We start from the raw sequence: 18,344 nt of genomic DNA, 5'->3' as shown, positions 1-18,344 counted from the left end.
ATAAACGCTCTATCACCATCTCTTTCAAAACTATCTACAGCAAAAGCAGCCAAAGTTAAGCCATCTATACCAGTATAAAGAGCTTTAGCAGCCATTCCTACCATATCTGTAGTCCAAATGGTGCCAAGTTCTTGCTTACCCCAGATGAAGCTAGTGCCATAATCAGCTAAGTCATATTGTAAATATGCCTGACGAAGATTGAAAGTAGCGTTAGTTGCAGTTGTATTACCCACTCCATAACCGCCGTTTGAATCATTGCCGTATTGAACTTGCCCAAATACCTTAAAGCCATCGCCTATATCAGCTTTTGAAGCTAATCTTGCACGGAATCTATGGGTTTGTCTTGCATCTTCACCTTGCATAGAACTTTGAGCACCTCTAACATCCCCATCCCAAGCACCTGTATCATAGCGATATCTTAATTGACCTGAAAAATCAACATTCTTAATCGCATCTTCTAAAGAAACAGCGTTAAGCGCTGAAAACGAACCTGTAGCGATAGCAGCTACTAAACTTAACTTTACTAATTTCATACGAAATCTCCTTCACTAAAATTTTTGAATTAGTGCAAGTATTGTAACCAAAAAAACAGATTTTTTTGTTTAAAATTTGCTTAAAGTATCAAAAAAGCTTATTTTTAAGAGTAAAAAATCTTAAAATTGAAAAAACACAACTTTTTGAGTGCGCATTTTAGGGCAAAAATGTATTTATGAAAAATTAAAAAACATCAAATATGATTTAAGCTAAAGCCTGTATCTAAGGCTTAAGCTTAAAAACAAGATTAAAACTTCCTTCCAGTCTTGCCAGCAATGATGAATCTTAGGGCATTAAGCTTGATAAAGCCCTCAGCGTCTTTTTGATTATATACTTCATCTTCTTCAAAGGTGCAATATGCGGCGTTAAAGAGGCTATCATTTGCACTTTCTCTGCCAACTACCATAACGCTACCTTTGTAAAGTTCAAGGCGGACAAGTCCATTTGCGTGTTTTTGACTTTCATCAATGAGTGCTTGAAGCATAAGTCTTTCAGGGCTAAACCAAAAGCCATTATAGATCAAACGAGCGTATTTTGGCATAAGCTCATCTTTAAGATGAGCTGCTTCTCTATCAAGAGTAATGCTCTCAATGGCTCTGTGTGCTTTAAGTAGTATTGTTCCGCCCGGCGTTTCGTAGCAGCCGCGTGATTTCATACCTACAAAGCGGTTTTCAACTATATCAAGGCGTCCTATACCATGTTTTGCCCCAAATTCATTAAGCTTTGCTAAAAGTGCGGCAGGGTTCATTTTTTGCCCGTCAATAGCCACTAAATCACCTTTTGCAAATTCAAGCTCTATAATTTGGCTCTCATTTGGAGCATCTTTTAGACTTTTTGTCCATCGCCACATATCTTCATTTGGAGCTATGGCTGGATTTTCAAGCTCTAAACCTTCATAAGAGATATGAAGTAAATTTGCGTCCATCGAGTAGGGAGATTTGCCCTTTTTCTTGCTGATATCTATGCCGTGTTTTTGAGCATAGGCTAAGAGTTTTTCACGGCTGTTTAAGTCCCATTTCCTCCAAGGTGCGATGATCTTTAAATTTGAGTTTATAGCTAAGTATCCTAACTCAAAACGCACCTGATCATTACCTTTGCCTGTAGCACCATGGCTTACCGCATCAGCTTTTGTATCAGTAGCAATTTGTGCTTGAGTTTTGGCTATTAATGGACGTGCTATACTTGTGCCAAGCAAATACTCGCCCTCATAAATAGCATTTGCCCTAAACATAGGAAAAACATAATCTTTTACAAATTCATCTTTTAAGTCCTTGATAAAGACATTTTCTGGTTTTATACCTAAAGCTAGGGCTTTTTGACGAGCTGGCTCGAGTTCTTCACCTTGTCCTATATCAGCTGTAAAGGTTACAACTTCACATTTATACTCATCTTGAAGCCATTTTAAGATAATGCTAGTATCTAGCCCACCTGAATAAGCTAGAACGACTTTTTTAATCTCGTTTTTCATCGTTTTTCCTTAAGGTTTTGTGATATTTAAACAAGCATTCTAACGAAAAAATGTTTATATGAAAATTAAATAAAAGTCAAATTTATTGCTTAAAACTTCTTTTCTTCCACATCTTTGAGTATGCTACTTGCTATATCATTTAAAACATTAGTGTAAAATTTTATAAAAGGCGTATTTGCTAAAAAGCTATTTTTATAAGCATTTTTTGTTCCAAACTTTTAAAATTTTAACCTTAAATTCAAAAAAATCTGCTAAACTTCCACTTATGAGAATAGATAAATTTTTAAATGTAGTCAATATTACTAAAAGAAGGGCTATTGCTGAAGATATGTGTAAAAGCGGTATAGTTAGTATCAATGGAATTGTCGTAAAGCCTAGTAAAGATGTCAAGGTTGCAGATATAATCAGCTTGAAATTTAACGATAAGATCGATACTTACAAGGTTTTAGCTCTACCTGTGCTTAAAAATATCCCAAAAACTATGCAAAGTGAGTTTGTGCAAAAGCTATGAAAGAACTTATCCTTGCTCAAGATGAACTTAAAATGATTTGCACGCTTTTTCCAGCTGAAGGGGTGGTGCTTTTACGAGGCGATTTAGCAAGTGGTAAAACAACTTTAATACAGCATTTTTTAAAATTTAAAGGCTATGAAGAAAATGTAAATTCTCCAACTTTTTCTTTTATGCAACATTATAAATTAAAAAATATAGAAATTTTTCATTATGATCTTTATCAGATAGGCTTTGAGGGCATTTTACAAAATGGACTTTTTGAGAATTTTTTTGAAGATGGTTTGCATTTGGTAGAGTGGGGAGATGATAGCCTTGAAAAAGCCTTGAAAAAGCAGGATTTAAAGGTGCTTAATATCAAAATTTCAAGTATAGATGAAAAAAGAAAGTATGTGATTTATGAATAAATTAAGCGTTGAAAATTTAGAAAAAATCATCAAAAAAACAAAGATTATTCATGGCATTTCTTTAGAAGTAAATAGTGGTGAAGTTATAGGACTTTTAGGACCAAATGGAGCAGGTAAGACAACGACTTTTTATATGATTTGTGGGCTTATTAAACCAAGTGCTGGTAAGGTGTTGCTTGATGGCAAGGATATCACTCAAGAGCCTTTAAATAAACGTGCAAAAGAAGGTATTGGCTATTTACCTCAAGAAAGTAGTATTTTTAAGGACTTAAGTGTTGAAGATAACTTGCTTTTAGCCGCACAAATCATTTATAAAGATAAACAAATTTTGCAAGAAAAAGTTGAAAAAATGCTTGATTTGCTAAGCATTGAGCCTATCCGCCTAAGAAAGGGTTTGAGTTTAAGCGGTGGGGAAAGAAGACGTTGCGAGATCGCAAGATCGCTTATGATAGAGCCTAAATTTCTACTTTTAGATGAGCCTTTTGCTGGGGTTGATCCTATCGCTGTAGCTGAAATTCAAAAGTTGATTAATGAACTTAAAGCTTTAGGAATAGGGGTTTTAATCACAGATCATAATGTGCGTGAAACTTTGGCAATTTGTGACCGTGCTTATGTGATACGTTCAGGTAGCCTTTTAGCAAGTGGAAATGCAAGTGAAATTTCACATAATAAAGATGTGAGAAAATATTACTTAGGAGCGGAGTTTAAACTCCTTGATTAATGCTAAAACAAAAGCAAAGTCAAAGTCAAAAAACTAAACTTTCAAATACACTTCGCTCGTGGCTTCCTATCTTGCAAGCTAATATCGAGGATTTAAAAGAAAGCTTAGATGAATTTGCAAAAGAAAATCCCTTTATCAGCGTCAAAGAAAATCCTAGTTTAAATGATAAAGGTTCTAAAAGAAGTTATTATGAAAGCTTGCATAAAAATTCAGTTAGCGATACACTTGAAGCTTTAAGTATAGCTAAAAAAAGCGTTTATGAGCTTTTAAATGAACAAATTCAGCCCCCACTTTTCCCCACTACAAAAAGCCAAGAAATCGCCCTAAAAATCGTAGAATGTCTTAATAACGAGGGCTATTTTGAGTATGATACAGAAATTTTGAAAGACTATAGTAAAGATGAGGTTGAGCGAGTAAGGCAGAGGTTTAAGTATCTTGAGCCGGTGGGTGTAGGGGCTGTGGATTTTAAAGAAGCCTTGCAATTTGCACTTGAGGGCTTAGAGCTTGATGATGAGCTGTATGAATTTTGCATTTTTTTGATAAAGGATTTTGAAAATATCAAAGATTATGCTAAAGATAAGCTTTATAAAGAAGCCTTAAAAGTGCTTAAAAATATCTCTACACCGCCTTTTTTAGAGTATTTTGAGGACAGCCAGCAAATCGTGCCAGATATCTTTATCTACCGCGAAAATGGCGAGATAAAAGTCAAGATAAATGATGAATATTATCCTGAAATTTCGCTTGAAACTGATGGAATGACACATGAGTTTTTAAGCTCATATATCAAAGATGCAAAAAATTTAGTTGATGCTTTAGCTATGAGAAAAGCCACGCTTTATAAGGTGGGATTAATGATCATCGAACATCAGTATGATTTTTTTATCGGTAAAGAGATTAAACCGATGAAATTAAAGGACTTAGCTGATGATTTAGAGCGAAATGCTTCAACCATATCAAGAGCCATAGCAAACAAATATTTAGGCTGCGAGCGAGGACTTGTGCCTTTAAAATACTTCTTTACTACAGCCCTTGATGAAGATGGTGAGACCTCAAATGCAACGATAAAAGAATATATTCAAGAGCTTATTAAAAATGAAAATCAACAAAAACCACTCAGTGATGAGAAGATACTCCAGCTTGCCCAAAATGAGTTTTCAGGCATACAAATAGGACGCAGAGCAATTACTAAATACCGCAAACAACTTGGTATAGCTAGCTCAAGCGATAGAAAGAAAATTTATGAGTTAAGCTAATGCCTAAAAAACAACTTTCTTTGAAACAACTTTCCGTGCCGATTTTTCTTGAAATGTTCTTGCGTTACTTAACGATCATTATCAATACCTACATGGTAACGCAGTATTCAAACTATCTTATTGGTGCACTTGGAGCTGGCAATCAAATTTTAAGCATTTTTATCACTATTTTTAGTTTTTTAAGTGTGGGCTGTAGTGTCGTTATCGCCCAAGCTTTGGGGGCAAAAGATTATGAATTAGTGAGTAAAAGCATTCATCAAAGCTTGTTTTTAAATTTGCTTTTGGGTATGGTATGTGCAAGTTTTATACTTTTGCAAGGCGATTTTTTGCTTGATTTGATGAATGTGCCACAAGAACTTTTAACACCAAGTAAGATTTATTTGCATTTGCTTGGAATTTGCTTGTTTTTTGACGCTTTAGCTGCGGTTTTAGCAGCAATCATTCGCGTGTATAATCTGGCGTATTGGGTGATGTATGCAACTTTGATTATGAATGTAGGCACTATAGGGATTAATTATTATGTGCTTTATTATACGAGTTTAGAGCTTTTTGGTGTGGGAATTTCGACGATAATTGGGCGTTTGCTTGTCATTATAATCCTTACTTTCGTGTTTTTTTCTAAGATTAATTTCAAATTTAATATAAAAACGATGATTTTTTTAGATTTTAGCGTTTTGAAAAAGATTTTAAAAATAGGACTTTTCAGTGCAGGAGAAAATCTCATCTGGATCGTGCAATACACCATTGCTTTTTCTTTTGTAGCAAGTCTAGGAGCGTCAAATTTAAGCGTGCAGACGATTTATTTTCAAATTTCTATGTTTGTTATGCTGACAGGACAAGCCATAAGCGTGGCAAATGAGATTATTATCGGCAAGCTTGTAGGTGCAAATTTTTTAAATGTGGCCTATAAACACACTTGGAAAGCTTTTAATATCAGCATTATTGCGACTTTAAGTGTGGTGTTAGTTTTTTATTTTTTGCAAGGATTTATCATGCAAAGACTTGGTTTAAATCATGAGCTTAAGGCTTTAATGCAACCACTTTTCTTGCTTTCGATTTTTTTAGAGCCTTCAAGAACCTTTAATATTGTTATGGTTAATTCCTTGCGCGCAAGTGGAGACGCTCGTTTTCCTTTTATCATGGCGTGTATTTTTATGCTTGGTGTTTCTTTGCCGGTGGCATATGGGCTTTGTTTTTATGCACAGCTTGGAATTTTAGGCGTTTGGATAGGCTTTTTGTGCGATGAGTTTTTAAGGGGCTTAAGCAATGCTTGGCGTTGGAAAAGTAAAAAATGGCAGGGAAAAGCTGTAGTATGAAGTATGGCGTAAAAAAGGCTTTAAAAAAAGGCGTGCTAAGTTTTGAAAATCTTGAATTAAAATTTGAGTATAAAAAGATCAAATACCTTCGCCTTAAAGCAAGCAATGATGGGGAATTTAAGCTTAGCATTCCACTTACTTGCACTGAAACTGAAGTCTTTGCGTTTTTGCAAAAAAATCAAACTTGGATTGATAAGCATTTAAAGCGATTTTTAAATGCAAAAACAAGTTTGCAAAAAGATACAATTCGCTTTCTTGGTAGGATTTATACACTGCGTTTTGATGAAAATTTCGCAAAAACAAGGCTTTATAAAAATGAACTTTTGGCAAAAAATAAAAAAGATTTAGAGATTTTTTTCAGACAGCATGCCTTGCGAATTTTTAACTTTTATATACAAAAATATCAGCTTTATTTTGAAAGAAAGGTGAGTAAGGTAAGCATTAAAAAAAACAAAACTTTATGGGGCTCTTGTAACCACCGCTTTGCACGCATAAACTTGAATTTAAGGCTCATTCACAAGCCTTTAAAGGCTATTGAATATGTAATTTTGCATGAATTAACGCATTTAAAATTCCCTCATCATCAAAAAGAATTTTATGATTTTTTAGGGCAAATTATGCCAGATTTTAGGCAAAGAGAGCAGCTACTTAAAGGCTTAAATTTCACACACCAAATTTAAAGTATATTTATTTAAGCGAGCTTTTGTTAAAAAATGCTATAATATTAGGTTTTTAAAAAGGATAAAAAGTGTTTTTAAGATTTGACTTTACTTATATAAGCGATAATGATTTTTTGGAGTTTTTATTGCGGTATTATGCAAGGGATTTTGCTTTTGCTTTGCGTAAAACTCAAGATCATATTATTCTTGATGTAAAGTCTGATGAGGCTGGACTTACTAGCTTTTGCGATCATTTAAATTTTATCGCCAACTCAGTTTTTTTGCGTCATTTTGAGGTTAAAGCCTTAGAAGATGAGCATTTTATACAAGAAGAGCCAAAAAATTTGGCTGATTTTACAAAAAGGGATTTTTTAAGCTCAAAAAATTTAAATGCTTATATTGAGAAAAACGAGCTTGAAACAAATGAATGGTCTTGTTTCGTAGATGATATGCTTAGCTTTGATGAAAAAGAATTTCAAAATATCAATAAAGAGAATTTCAATGTCTTGCTTGATAGAAGCGTAAAAGAGCTTAAAAATGCCAAGTTTTTAGTGCTTAAAAATGCTTTTGGCGTGTATAAAATCAAGCTTTTTGATAATGATTTTAAGGCAAGTTTTTTAATGCCTACGGATTTAAAAGCTTTAAATTCAGCCTTTGTGTGTAGCAATGAAAACTTAAAACTCCTTGCAAGTCTTGAAAAGCCTGTGATGAAACTTCGTTTTAGCTCGATATTTCGCAAAAACCACTCTACGCCAAAGCATGAATTTAAGGTAAAAATGGCTTATAATCTGTTTTTATTTGCACTGGGTTTAAGGCTTTTTGAGGAAGGTTTTAAGTTTTTAAGCTTTTTCAAGCTTGAGCATTTTCAAGATGAACTTGAACTTTTTGAGTTTGAAAATCAACTTGTGATCGTGCGTGGGCTTGATTTTGTCAATCAAAGAGCAAAAGAGCTGATCTTAAGCAAGGAAGATAAAAACTACGCACGCATTTCTTATATACTTAGCGAATTTAAGCAAGAGTCTTTATTGCTTGATCTGAGTAAAACCCAAGATGATATTGTGCTTTTAGATAAAGAACTTAAACTTTTAGAGCTTACAATGCCAAGTTCAGCAAAGCAAATATATCAAGATATTTGTGCTGATGCAATTGGAAAACGTTTGTATGATAATTTTGCCCTTCAATTTGAGCTTTTGCAAGGTGAGTTTAAGCTTGAGAAGAGCTTTTTTTCATTGCTTGGCTTAGTTGGACTTGTTTTAAAGCTTGATGATTCACCTCAAAAAGCAGCTTTAAAGCTTTTAGAGCTTAGCGATGAGAGTAAAATTCCTCGTGGGGTAAAGATTGATTACCGCTTTAAAGAAAACTCAAAAGAATTTGATTATACACGCACTTTGCGTTCAGTGATGAGCTTTTTATTAGCCGGCGTTGAAGCTACAAATATAGCTTATGGGGCAGTGGAAAGCTTAGCATTTTTCTTAAGGGATTTTTATGATGAGCTAAGGGAGAAAAATCAAGCTCAAATTGCTATCCTTTCAGGTTCATTATTTGAGCACAAAAGCTTACTTAAAAATGCCTTAAAACACCTTAAAAACTGCAAGATAGCTCATGCGCCCCTTTATATATAAGCTTGAAATTTCAGGGCTTGTGCAAGGGGTAGGCTTTCGCCCTTTGGTGTTTAATTTAGCTCAGAATTTAAAACTTAAAGGCGAGGTTTTTAATGATACAAAGGGTGTGGTGATCTTTTTAAGTTGTGATGAAGATAAGCTTGAACTTTTTTTAAAGTTTTTAAAAACGAATTTACCAGCCCTTGCTCGTATCGATCACATTCACATTAGCACACAAAAAGCAGAACAAGCTTATATTGATTTTGCTATCACAAAATCCAAGCAAAACCTTAAAACAGGTGCTATGTTAAGTGATTTTGCACTTTGTGAGGCATGCAAAAAAGAATTTTATGATCCAAAAAATCCTCGTTATCATTACCCCTTTATCACCTGCACGCATTGCGGGGTACGTTTTTCTATCATCAAAAAGCTTCCTTATGATAGGCAAAATACCAGCATGGCTAAGTTTAAGATGTGTGAGTTTTGTCAAAGTGAATTTAAAAATCCAGCAAATCGTCGCTTTCACGCCCAGCCTATAAGCTGTCCTCAATGTGCTATTGAAGTGCATTTAAAAGATAATGCGGGCAGGGTTCTTGCAAGCAATGAAAAAGCTTTTAAACAAAGTGCAAAGTTTTTAAAGCAAGGAAAAGTGCTTGCTATTAAGGGTATGGGTGGTTTTCATTTAGTGTGTGATGCCTTAAATGAAAAAGCAGTAAAACTTTTAAGAGAGCGAAAACACCGCCCTTTTAAGCCTCTAGCCTTAATGTGTAAAGATATGCAAATGGCTTTAAAATTAGCCTTTATCACACCAAAAGAAGAAGAGCTTTTAAACTCTATTTTAAAACCCATCGTGCTTTTAAAGGCTAAAAAAATGCCAGCACAAATTGCTTTTGATACTGACAAAATAGGCATTATGCTTGCTTATACGCCGTTTCATCTCTTGCTTTTTGAGTATTTTTCAAACCCAATAGTCGCCACAAGTGCAAATATAAGCTCTGAAAGCATTATTTACAGCGAAAAAGCCTTATTAGAGAAGCTTAATGGAGTATTTGATTATTATCTTGATTATGAAAGAGAGATCATTAACGCAAGTGATGATAGCATAGCCTGCGTGTTTGATGATGAGTTTATGTTTTTACGCACTTCAAGAGGGATAAATCCCTGTTATATAGAGCTTGATGAGAATTTTAAAAATGAAACTGCCCTTGCTTTAGGTGCTGAGCTTAAAAACCAATTCGTGATCGCTTTTGATAAAAAGCTTTTGATTTCTCCTTATATAGGGGATTTAAAAAGTTTAGACACTAAAGAACGTTTTGAAACGCTTTTGGGTTTTTTTCGCAAAAGTTATGATTTAAATTTTACACATATTATCAGCGATAAACACCCACATTTTAGCCTCAATCAAGACTATAAAGAAGCCTTTAAAGTCCAGCACCATTACGCTCATGCTTGTGCTGTGCTTTTTGAGCATGGTTTTTATACGCAAAAATTGCTTGTTTTTGCCTTTGATGGCACTGGGTATGGCGATGATGCTCATATTTGGGGAGGCGAAGTGTTTCAAGCCAGCTTAAAAGAGTATGAAAGACTAGCTCATTTTAATGAGTTTAAACTCATTAATGCAGATATTACACATATTCAAAATTTAGCTTTAAGCCTTATTTTCAAGTATGGTTTAGAACAAGAAGCTTACCATTTTTTAGCTACTATGGACGCCAAAAAACAGGCAAATCTTAAAAAAATTTACACTCAAAGCAAACTTTATACAAGTTCTTTAGGCAGGATTATTGATGCTTTTGGGAGCGTGATTTTTAGTAAAGAAAAACTTGATTATGAAGCTCAAATAGGGCTTTTAATGGAAAAATATTATGATTTTAGCTTGAATTATAGCTATAATTTTGAGTTTAAAAATAATCAAATTTGTGTTAAAAATGCTTTTTTACAAGCCTTAAAAGATGATCAAAAACACGCTTGCACCGGTTTTTTAAATGCACTTGCAACTTGCATTATCAAGCTTTCAAAGCTTTATAAAAAAAAGCTACACTTAGATGAAAATTTGCCAGTTTTGCTTTGTGGGGGCGTTTTTCAAAATACAACTTTGTTAAACTTGCTTAAAAATAGAGGTTTAAATTTTAAAACAGGCTTAAAATTCCCAGTAAATGACAGCTCTATAGCACTTGGACAAATGGTGCATTATCTAAAAAATGACCCTGCTTTTAAATGCTTTTAAGTTCTGGAAAATAAAGCTTAAGGGCTTTTTGTATATGAACTTTTGCTTGAAGCAAAATGGCTTTGTTTTTTTCTTTAAATTCTTTGTTTGAGTAAAAAAGAGGATAGGCTATGCTAATAGCGGCAAGAATTTCTTTTTTATATTCTATGCCTATAGCCATGCATTCGATTTGGGGATTAAGCTCACCGCTTTCTATAGCGATTTTATCTTTTTTGATGTGAGTGATTTTTGTATAAAGCTCATCTATGTTTTTTGTTGTATTTTGCGTCATTAAAATAAAGGGTTGGGTGTAAATTTGAGTGAGTTCTTTTTTACTCTTTTTTTCAAGTAAGGCTTTGCCTAGTGCTGTTGCATAAGCTGGATAAGAAGCACCTACAAAGGATTTAATTTGCACATCACTTGAGGCATCAAATTTTTCAAGATACAATACCTCACCACCCTTTAAAATGCCAAGTTGGCAGGTTTGCTGAGTTAAGTCTCTAATGTTTTTCATATATTTTTTAATAAGCTCTAAGGCTGTATTTTCATTTTTTATCTTTTGAGCAAGTTCTAAGACTTTATAGTCTAAATCATAGCTTTTATTTACATTATCACAAAGTATAAAATGTTCATTTTGTAGGGTTTGAAGTATAGGAAAAAGAGTGCTTGGCGGGATATTAAGCTGTTTAGAGATGAAACTAAGGCTTAGTTTTTCTGGTGAGTTTGCAAGCAAATTTAATACCTTAATCACCCTAAGAGTAGGCTGGTGCAACATATTTTCTCCTTTTTTGCTTTGAAATTTTAGCATATTTTTTACCTTTTGTAACAAGATTTTAAAAATATGCTTTTTACATTTATTTTGTTTTAAAAGCTTATTTTAAAGTGTTTGCTTGTGAATTTATAGGTATTTTTAGCTTTATTAGTATTTTGAAGATTAGATTTTTTATGCTATATTGTTTCGTATATAAAAATATTTTTGTATATACAAAAAAGGAGAAAAAATGGGAATTTTAAAAGGAACTTTACCGGCTTTGCTTACCCCTTATCATGAGGATGGAAATATCAATGAAAAAGAATTTATTAAATACTGCGAATTTGGTATTTCTAAGGGTTTAGACGGACTTTTTTGCAATGGGAGTTCAGGGGATTCGCAAGCTTTAAGTGTAGAAGATCAAGTAAAATTAATGCAACTTAGCAAAGAAGCAGCTAAAAAGCAAGTGCCTATCATAACAGGCATTACTTCAACTGTATATAAAAATACCTTCGTATTAGCTCAAAAAGCTTATGAACTAGGTTTGGATGCACTTTTACTTGCTATGCCTTATTATTACAAATTCGATGAAGATACACTTTTTGAATATGTTAAAGATGTGACATCTAAAGTAAAACTTCCTGTATATATCTATAATATTCCGCTTTTTGTGCCTTCTTTAAGTTTAAAATTTATAGAAAGGGTTTCTAAACTTGATAATGTAGCAGGTATTAAGGATAGTAGCGGTGATGCTTTACTTTTGTATCATATTCTTGATGTAGTCCCGCAAGATTTTGACGTTTTTGTAGGTAGGGAAGAATTTTATGCAGGAGCTTTATTTGCTGGTGCTAAAGGATCTATGACAAGTATAGCGGCGGTTTTTCCAGAGCTTATGAGTGAAATTTACAAGCTTTCAAGGCAAGGAAATTTTAAAGAAGCTACATATTTGCAAAAAAGTATTTTAAAATCCATACGCTTTGCTATGAGCTTTTCTTTTCCTATGGGCTTTGCCTTGCTTTTAAAGGCAAGGGGTTTTAAGTTTGCAAATGCAAGCATACATCCTTTATCTGAAAATACGAAAAAATCTTTAGATGAAAAGCTAGATGAGGCAAAAAAAGTTTTAATTCAATTAGAAAAAGATACAGGTGTTAGTTTGAAAAATTAATCTTAGGAATAAAAATGAAAATAAAATATTTTTTAGAGAAAACACCTGGGGGAATGATGCTAATTCCTATGCTTATAGGAGTTATAATTCATACTTTTTGGCCAGATATATTAGCTTATTTTGGTCCTTTTACAAATGCTTTGGGAACCGGTTCTACGGTTATTATAGCAATATGGTTTGTGGGTATTGGAGCTAGTATAAAACTAAAAGCTGCCCCTGTAGTGCTTAAAAAATCAGGCGTGTTATTAGCAACAAAAATGTTTGCAGCTTATTTAGCCTGTTTGTTTATGCAAAAATTAGTTCCGCAAGGTATGGTGAGTGAAGGGTTATTTTTAGGTTTTAGTGCTTTAGCCGTTGTAGCAGCTATGGATATGACTAATGCAGGGTTATATACAGCTTTAACAAAACAATACGGTACTACAGAAGAGGCTGGAGCTAGTTTGCTTTTGATGATAGAAAGCGGTCCTTTATTTACCATGGTAATTTTAGGAACTGCTGGACTTGCTACCTTTTCTATACAAAATTTTGTAGGTTTAGTACTGCCTTTTTTATTAGGTTTTATTTTAGGTAATTTAGATGAAGAATTTAGAGCATTTTTAACAAAACTTAATGAGCCTATGATTATTTTTTTAGGCTTTTCTTTGGGCAGTACTATAAGTTTAAATTCTATACTTGAAGCTGGGATAGCAGGGCTTATATTAGCGTTTTCTGTTATTATTTATACTGGACTTTTTTTAGTTTTGGCTGATATATTTTTAGCTAAAGGAAATGGAATAGCTGGAATTGCTGCATCAAGTACAGCAGGAGCAGCAGCTGCAACTCCAATGTTAATCGCACAGCTTTATCCAGAACTTAAGGAACAAGCAACTTATGCTACCATTTTGGTTAGTACTTGTGTAGTTATTACAGCTTTTTTTGTGCCAATTTTAACCTCATATTACGCTAAGTGGGCTAGAACACATATAAATTAAAGGAGAATTATGAAAGACTATATAGTAGTAAATGAAAAAGATAATGTCGCTACAGCTTTGCATGATTTTAAAAAAGGACAAAACCTAGCAGGAGTGCTTTTGCAAGATGATATTCAAAGCGGACATAAATTTGCACTTAAGGATATTAACAAAGGCGAGGTTGTTGTTAAATACGCCGAGGTTATCGCTAGGGCAAGTTGTGATATTAAGGCTGGAACATGGGTGCATATTCACAATACTATAGGCACTAGAGCAAGAGTTTAAAAGGAAAAATAATGACAAAAATACAAGGTTATAGAAGAGCTGATCGTCGTTTTGGCTTAAGAAACAAAGTTATTATCATACCGAGTGTGCATTGTGCGAACAAGGTTTGCGAACTTATCGCTAAAAAATGTCCTTCAGCTGTGTATATTAATCACCAGCATGGCTGTTCTCAACTTGAATTTGATGCTTTGCAAACTGCAAGAGTGCTTATAGGACATGGCACAAACGCCAATGTCTTTGCCGTTTTAATTGTAGGCTTAGGCTGTGAAGTAGTGCAAGCAAAGGCTGTTGCAAACAAGATCAAAGAAGAATGCCCTTATAAACAAGTGGAGTATTTTAATATACAAGAAAGTGGTGGTATGCAAAAAAGCATTGAAAAGGGCGTAAAAATCGTTTCAGCCATGCTTGATGAAGCCTCAAAAATGCCAAAGAGTGAGGGGGATTTTTCAGACCTTATACTTGGCACAGAATGTGGAGGCAGTGATAGTTATAGTGGTTTGAGTGCAAATGTGGCTTTGGGTGCTTTAAGTGATTTTGTCATCGATGAGGGCGGAAGCGTGATTTTAGCTGAAACAACTGAACTTATAGGCTGTGAAGCCCTTTTAGCTAAGAGGGCAAAAGATGAAAAAGTCGCTCAAAAGGTGTATGAAAAGATTTTAGGCTATGAAGAAAAGGTCAAGTCTTTTAACGCAGATATAAGAGGGGCAAATCCAAGTCCGGGCAATATAGCAGGAGGCTTAAGTTCCATAGAGGAAAAATCCTTAGGCTGTGTGTATAAGGCTGGCACAAGAACTTTAATGGAGGTGATTGATTATGCTATGCCTGTGTTTTCTAAGGGGCTTACTTTTATGGATACGCCGGGCAATGACATAGAACAGCTTTCTGGCATGGTAGCTGGTGGGGCAAATATCTGTGTTTTTACCACAGGTAGGGGCACGCCAACAGGTTCAGCTATTGTACCTACTATTAAAATGAGTTCCAATACTTTTTGTTATAAAAATATGAATGATATTATTGATATTAATGCAGGAAGTATCATAGATGGTGTAAAAACAAAAGAAGAAGTGCGTGATGAGCTTATAGAATTAATTGTGCGAATTTCAAATGGAGAATTAGTAAAAGCAGAAATAAACGAACAAAACGACTTTTCAGTTTGGAGACTTGCTATAACTTGTTAAGGAGTAAAGCGATGAAATATGTAAATTCAATAAAGTTAGAGCTAGTATGTAAAAAAATATCTTGGCGTATTCTGCCTTTAATTGTTTTAATGTTTTGTCTTTCTATGCTTGATAGAACAAATATCAGTTTTATTAAATCTTATATAGAAATAGATGCAAGCATTAGCGAGGCTGCATATGCTTTAGGTGCTGGGATATTTTTTATCGGTTATGCTTTATTTGAAGTGCCTTCAAATTTGCTTTTACATAAATTAGGAGCAAAAATTTGGCTAAGCCGCATAATGATTACTTGGGGTCTTGTAACTATGGCAATGATTTTTATACAAGGAGAAACAAGTTTTTATATATTAAGATTTTTACTGGGTTTAACTGAAGCAGGTTTTAGTCCAGGGATTATTTTATACCTTAGTTATTTCTTTCCAGCTATACATCGATCTAAAGCTTATGGAATTTATCAAATGGGTGTGCCTATAGCTTTTGTTTTTGGTTCTTTAATTAGCGGTTTTATACTTGATTATGCACCAAATATATATTTTAAAAATTGGCAGTGGATGTTTTTAATAGAAGGTGGTATTACTGTTTTAGTAGGTATTTTTTGTTTGTTTTATCTTGATTCTCATCCAAAAGATGCAAAATACTTAGATGCAAAAGAAAAAGATATTTTATTAAAACATATTGAAAATTCTAATGTCAAGGCTCAAGATCATTCTATAAAAGATGTATTTAAAAGTATTTTAGTATGGAAATTTGTATTTGTTTATTTTTGCATTCAATTAAGTGTTTATGGGGTGCTTTTTTATTTACCAAGTAAAATTGCTCAAATATTAGAAATAAATGTGGGTTTTAAAATAGGGTTTTTAAATGCTATACCTTGGATTTTTGTTTTTATCGCCTTACCAATATTTACCTCATTGGCTGATAAAAAACGCTCTTGGAATTTATATGCGATTTTATTTTTGTTACTGGCAAGTTTGAGTATGATAGCTTCGACTTTTGTTACAAATTTGGCATTATTTTTATTTTTTATCAGCTTAGCTACTATAGGTTTTATCGTGATTCAGCCTATATTTTGGAATTTACCAACTCAAGTTTTAAAAGGCAAAGGGGCAGCGGCTGCTATTGCTCTCATAGGATCCTTAGGAAATTTGGGTGGTTTTGTTGCACCGACTTTAAAAACATATATAGAAAGTCATTTTGGAGTCGAGTTTGGACTTATAGTATTGGCACTAATAGCAATTTTAGGTGTATTGGTATTAATGCATTTAAAAACAACTTTAAATTTAGATAAGGGAGAATAAATGGATTTAAAAATCAAAAATAAAGTTTGTATTATTACAGGTGGTGCCAAGGGTATTGGTTATGGTATTGCTAAATTATGGGCTATAGAAGGTGGAATTCCTGTAGTTTTTTCAAGATCTATGCCTAAAGAGCATGATGAGGAGTTAAAAAAAATATGCAAAAATTATGAATTTTATGAGATTGATTTAAAAAATTATGAACAAATTAAAGAGCTTGTAGAAAAAGTCGCGACAAAACATAGTGGAATTTACGCTCTTGTAAATAATGCAGGTGCAAATGATAATTTACATATTGAAAACACAAGCACTACAGATTTGATTAAGTCTTATGAAAACAATCTTTTTCATTACTATGCTATGACAAAAGAGTGTTTGCCTTATATTAAAAAAGAACAAGGCAGTATTTTAAATATAGTGAGTAAAACAGGTATTACAGGGCAAGGCAGAACTTCAGCTTATGCTTCAGCAAAAGCTGCTCAAATGGGCTTTACTAGGGAATGGGCTTGTGCCTTTGCTAAAGACAATGTGCGTATTAATGCTTTATGTCCAGCTGAAGTAATGACGCCCTTATATGAAAAATGGCTACAAAATTTCAAGGATCCAAAGGCTCAATATGAAAAAATAGCTAGCTTCATACCACTAGGACGTCGCTTTACGACTATAGAAGAAATTGCTAATACAGCAGTTTTTACACTCAGCCCACTTGCTTCACACACCACAGGACAAATTTTAAGCGTAGATGGAGGTTATGTGCATTTAGACAGGGCTTTAAATTGGGATTAAATTAAAAGGAGAAAATATGAATGCAAATGCAAAAAATATCAAAATAGCTATCATTTTAGTGACTTCGCTATTTTTCTTATGGGGTGTAAGTTATGGACTTGTTGATGTGATGAATAAAAATTTCCAAAATCATCTTCATATCACTCAGCATGAAAGCGGTTTTTTACAACTTGCTTATTTTGGAGCGTATTTTATCATCGCTTTACCAGCTGGCTATATAGCAAGTCGCTTTTCTTATAAGGTGGGTATAATGTTTGGCTTAGCACTTTATGCTATAGGTTGCTTACTCATCATACCGGCAACAAATTCAGCAAGCTTTGCTTTATTTTTATTTGCTTTTTTTGTGCTTGCTTGTGGCATAGGCTCTTTAGAAACAAGTGCAAATCCTTACATGACAAAGCTTGGAGATGAAAAAAATGCAAGTTTTAGGATCAATGCGGCTCAAAGTTTTAATGGCTTGGGGCAGTTTTTAGGACCTATCGTAGGTGGGGTTTTGTTTTTATCTATCACTAAGCAAGATGAGGGAGCAAGTGCTGAACAGATTGAAGCAGCATTGCTTGCAAATATGGGTAATGTCCAGCTTGTGTATGTTGGTATTGCAAGTATAGTTATTTTGATTTTTATCGCTTTTTGGCTTAATAAGTTCCCAGAAGGATCAGCTGTGAGTAAAGATTATGAGCAAAAAGATGATTCTAAGCCTATAGGAGTGTTTAAGCATAGACATTTTAATCTAGGGCTTTTAGCTCAATTTTTATATATAGCTAATCAAGTAACAGCAGGAGCTTTTTTCATCAACTATGTCAGCGAACACAATCAAAACCTAAGAGATGAGCAAGGAGCGTATTTTTTCTCTATAGCCTTAGTGGCATTTATGCTTGGCAGGATACTCACTACGCCTTTGATGAAAAAAATTAAAGGTGAGAGTATATTAGGGCTTTATTCTTTAATCAATGTTTTCATTTGCATAGCCTTGTATTTAAGTTCTGGTTTTATCAGCATAGTGCTTTTAATCGCTTTATTTTTCTTTATGTCTATATCGTTTCCAACTATCTTTGCAGTTGCGACTAAAAACTTACCTTTTAATCAAGTTAAACTTGGTGGCTCTTTACTTGTCATGAGTATAGTAGGAGGAGCGATTATGCCTATTATAGTTGGTTTAATCAATGATCGTTTTGGCACAGGACTTGGTTTTTTAAGTCTTGCACCTTTGTTTTTGTATGTGGCTTGGTATGGCTTTTTTGGTTCTAAGATAAGGGCTTGA

Annotated in this window: 18 protein-coding genes; 15 read left to right on the top strand and 3 right to left on the bottom strand. The window is 33.8% G+C overall.

Annotated elements, in window-relative coordinates; all coding sequences use genetic code 11:
* Together DMB91_RS02025 and DMB91_RS02020 are read right to left on the bottom strand one after the other, a co-directional pair.
* Nucleotides 1–533, bottom strand: a 533-nt coding sequence (locus tag DMB91_RS02025) for a major outer membrane protein (RefSeq protein WP_143116782.1), incomplete at its 3' end; no start/stop codon positions are given.
* Nucleotides 534–781: 248 nt separating this feature from the next.
* Nucleotides 782–2,002 carry an argininosuccinate synthase gene (locus DMB91_RS02020; RefSeq protein WP_034905140.1) on the bottom strand — a complete coding sequence of 407 codons (1,221 nt, stop codon included), beginning with the start codon at nt 2,000–2,002 and terminating at the stop codon, nt 782–784.
* A 265-nt stretch (nt 2,003–2,267) separates the two neighbouring features.
* On the opposite strand from DMB91_RS02020, the gene DMB91_RS02015 reads away from it, so the two are divergent.
* From DMB91_RS02015 to hypF, 8 genes are all read left to right on the top strand, one after another.
* Nucleotides 2,268–2,513, top strand: a complete 246-nt coding sequence (locus DMB91_RS02015) for an RNA-binding S4 domain-containing protein (RefSeq protein ID WP_034905227.1) — start codon at nt 2,268–2,270, stop codon at nt 2,511–2,513.
* Entirely contained in the window at nt 2,510–2,917 is a 408-nt protein-coding gene (gene tsaE / locus DMB91_RS02010) for a tRNA (adenosine(37)-N6)-threonylcarbamoyltransferase complex ATPase subunit type 1 TsaE (RefSeq protein ID WP_034905142.1), read from the top strand. Before DMB91_RS02015 ends, tsaE begins: the two co-directional genes overlap by 4 nt.
* Nucleotides 2,910–3,638: an LPS export ABC transporter ATP-binding protein gene (gene lptB, locus DMB91_RS02005; protein ID WP_034905147.1), complete on the top strand. Its 729-nt coding sequence runs from the start codon at nt 2,910–2,912 to the stop codon at nt 3,636–3,638. Before tsaE ends, lptB begins: the two co-directional genes overlap by 8 nt.
* Nucleotides 3,638–4,891 carry an RNA polymerase factor sigma-54 gene (locus DMB91_RS02000; RefSeq protein ID WP_034905148.1) on the top strand — a complete coding sequence of 418 codons (1,254 nt, stop codon included), beginning with the start codon at nt 3,638–3,640 and terminating at the stop codon, nt 4,889–4,891. The genes lptB and DMB91_RS02000 overlap by 1 nt, the downstream gene beginning before the upstream one ends.
* Nucleotides 4,891–6,207 (top strand): MATE family efflux transporter, encoded by a 1,317-nt coding sequence (locus tag DMB91_RS01995; protein WP_034905149.1) that lies wholly within the window; start codon nt 4,891–4,893, stop codon nt 6,205–6,207. The genes DMB91_RS02000 and DMB91_RS01995 overlap by 1 nt, the downstream gene beginning before the upstream one ends.
* Complete coding sequence (locus DMB91_RS01990; protein WP_034905150.1) at nt 6,204–6,887, top strand: M48 family metallopeptidase; 684 nt, start codon at nt 6,204–6,206, stop codon at nt 6,885–6,887. The genes DMB91_RS01995 and DMB91_RS01990 overlap by 4 nt, the downstream gene beginning before the upstream one ends.
* 68 nt (nt 6,888–6,955) lie before the next feature.
* Nucleotides 6,956–8,488, top strand: a complete 1,533-nt coding sequence (locus tag DMB91_RS01985; protein WP_034905151.1) for a hypothetical protein — start codon at nt 6,956–6,958, stop codon at nt 8,486–8,488.
* A complete protein-coding gene (hypF, locus tag DMB91_RS01980) occupies nt 8,469–10,694 on the top strand; it encodes a carbamoyltransferase HypF (protein ID WP_034905154.1) in 2,226 nt (741 codons plus the stop codon). The genes DMB91_RS01985 and hypF overlap by 20 nt, the downstream gene beginning before the upstream one ends.
* On the opposite strand, the gene DMB91_RS01975 is transcribed toward hypF, so the two are convergent.
* Nucleotides 10,681–11,445 carry an IclR family transcriptional regulator gene (locus DMB91_RS01975; RefSeq protein WP_034905229.1) on the bottom strand — a complete coding sequence of 255 codons (765 nt, stop codon included), beginning with the start codon at nt 11,443–11,445 and terminating at the stop codon, nt 10,681–10,683. The genes hypF and DMB91_RS01975 overlap by 14 nt on opposite strands.
* Nucleotides 11,446–11,674: 229 nt before the next feature.
* On the opposite strand from DMB91_RS01975, the gene DMB91_RS01970 reads away from it, so the two are divergent.
* Genes DMB91_RS01970 through fucP form a run of 7 tightly spaced genes read left to right on the top strand, consistent with a single transcriptional unit; the run spans nt 11,675 to nt 18,344 of the window.
* Nucleotides 11,675–12,589, top strand: a complete 915-nt coding sequence (locus DMB91_RS01970) for a dihydrodipicolinate synthase family protein (RefSeq protein WP_034905156.1) — start codon at nt 11,675–11,677, stop codon at nt 12,587–12,589.
* 14 nt (nt 12,590–12,603) lie between these two features.
* The gene (locus DMB91_RS01965; protein WP_034905159.1) at nt 12,604–13,560 is read left to right on the top strand and encodes a 2-keto-3-deoxygluconate permease; all 957 of its coding nucleotides are present in this window, start codon (nt 12,604–12,606) and stop codon (nt 13,558–13,560) included.
* 9 nt (nt 13,561–13,569) lie between these two features.
* Nucleotides 13,570–13,824, top strand: a complete 255-nt coding sequence (locus DMB91_RS01960) for a UxaA family hydrolase (RefSeq protein WP_034905161.1) — start codon at nt 13,570–13,572, stop codon at nt 13,822–13,824.
* Between the two features lie 11 nt (nt 13,825–13,835).
* Nucleotides 13,836–15,002 (top strand): UxaA family hydrolase, encoded by a 1,167-nt coding sequence (locus DMB91_RS01955; RefSeq protein WP_034905163.1) that lies wholly within the window; start codon nt 13,836–13,838, stop codon nt 15,000–15,002.
* 11 nt (nt 15,003–15,013) lie between these two features.
* Nucleotides 15,014–16,300 carry an MFS transporter gene (locus tag DMB91_RS01950; RefSeq protein ID WP_034905166.1) on the top strand — a complete coding sequence of 429 codons (1,287 nt, stop codon included), beginning with the start codon at nt 15,014–15,016 and terminating at the stop codon, nt 16,298–16,300.
* Nucleotides 16,301–17,083: an SDR family oxidoreductase gene (locus DMB91_RS01945; RefSeq protein WP_034905168.1), complete on the top strand. Its 783-nt coding sequence runs from the start codon at nt 16,301–16,303 to the stop codon at nt 17,081–17,083.
* A 16-nt stretch (nt 17,084–17,099) separates the two neighbouring features.
* Complete coding sequence (gene fucP / locus DMB91_RS01940) at nt 17,100–18,344, top strand: L-fucose:H+ symporter permease (protein WP_034905170.1); 1,245 nt, start codon at nt 17,100–17,102, stop codon at nt 18,342–18,344.

Origin of the sequence: Campylobacter sp. MIT 97-5078, from assembly GCF_006864455.1 — a bacterium.
Lineage (GTDB): Bacteria > Campylobacterota > Campylobacteria > Campylobacterales > Campylobacteraceae > Campylobacter_D.
The sequence above is the reverse complement of the archived record's forward strand: the minus strand, read 5'-3'. Positions and strand labels throughout refer to the sequence as shown.

What these genes read in the sequence shown, in the direction of transcription:
- DMB91_RS02015 (WP_034905227.1), top strand. Translation starts at nt 2,268, where the DNA reads ATGAGAATAGATAAATTTTTAAATGTAGTCAATATTACTAAAAGAAGG.
- DMB91_RS01995 (WP_034905149.1), top strand. Translation starts at nt 4,891, where the DNA reads ATGCCTAAAAAACAACTTTCTTTGAAACAACTTTCCGTGCCGATTTTT.
- fucP (WP_034905170.1), top strand. Translation starts at nt 17,100, where the DNA reads ATGAATGCAAATGCAAAAAATATCAAAATAGCTATCATTTTAGTGACT.
- DMB91_RS01970 (WP_034905156.1), top strand. Translation starts at nt 11,675, where the DNA reads ATGGGAATTTTAAAAGGAACTTTACCGGCTTTGCTTACCCCTTATCAT.
- DMB91_RS01955 (WP_034905163.1), top strand. Translation starts at nt 13,836, where the DNA reads ATGACAAAAATACAAGGTTATAGAAGAGCTGATCGTCGTTTTGGCTTA.
- hypF (WP_034905154.1), top strand. Translation starts at nt 8,469, where the DNA reads ATGCGCCCCTTTATATATAAGCTTGAAATTTCAGGGCTTGTGCAAGGG.
- DMB91_RS01960 (WP_034905161.1), top strand. Translation starts at nt 13,570, where the DNA reads ATGAAAGACTATATAGTAGTAAATGAAAAAGATAATGTCGCTACAGCT.
- DMB91_RS01950 (WP_034905166.1), top strand. Translation starts at nt 15,014, where the DNA reads ATGAAATATGTAAATTCAATAAAGTTAGAGCTAGTATGTAAAAAAATA.
- lptB (WP_034905147.1), top strand. Translation starts at nt 2,910, where the DNA reads ATGAATAAATTAAGCGTTGAAAATTTAGAAAAAATCATCAAAAAAACA.
- DMB91_RS01945 (WP_034905168.1), top strand. Translation starts at nt 16,301, where the DNA reads ATGGATTTAAAAATCAAAAATAAAGTTTGTATTATTACAGGTGGTGCC.
- DMB91_RS01990 (WP_034905150.1), top strand. Translation starts at nt 6,204, where the DNA reads ATGAAGTATGGCGTAAAAAAGGCTTTAAAAAAAGGCGTGCTAAGTTTT.
- DMB91_RS01965 (WP_034905159.1), top strand. Translation starts at nt 12,604, where the DNA reads ATGAAAATAAAATATTTTTTAGAGAAAACACCTGGGGGAATGATGCTA.
- DMB91_RS02000 (WP_034905148.1), top strand. Translation starts at nt 3,638, where the DNA reads ATGCTAAAACAAAAGCAAAGTCAAAGTCAAAAAACTAAACTTTCAAAT.
- DMB91_RS02020 (WP_034905140.1), bottom strand. Translation starts at nt 2,002, where the DNA reads ATGAAAAACGAGATTAAAAAAGTCGTTCTAGCTTATTCAGGTGGGCTA.
- tsaE (WP_034905142.1), top strand. Translation starts at nt 2,510, where the DNA reads ATGAAAGAACTTATCCTTGCTCAAGATGAACTTAAAATGATTTGCACG.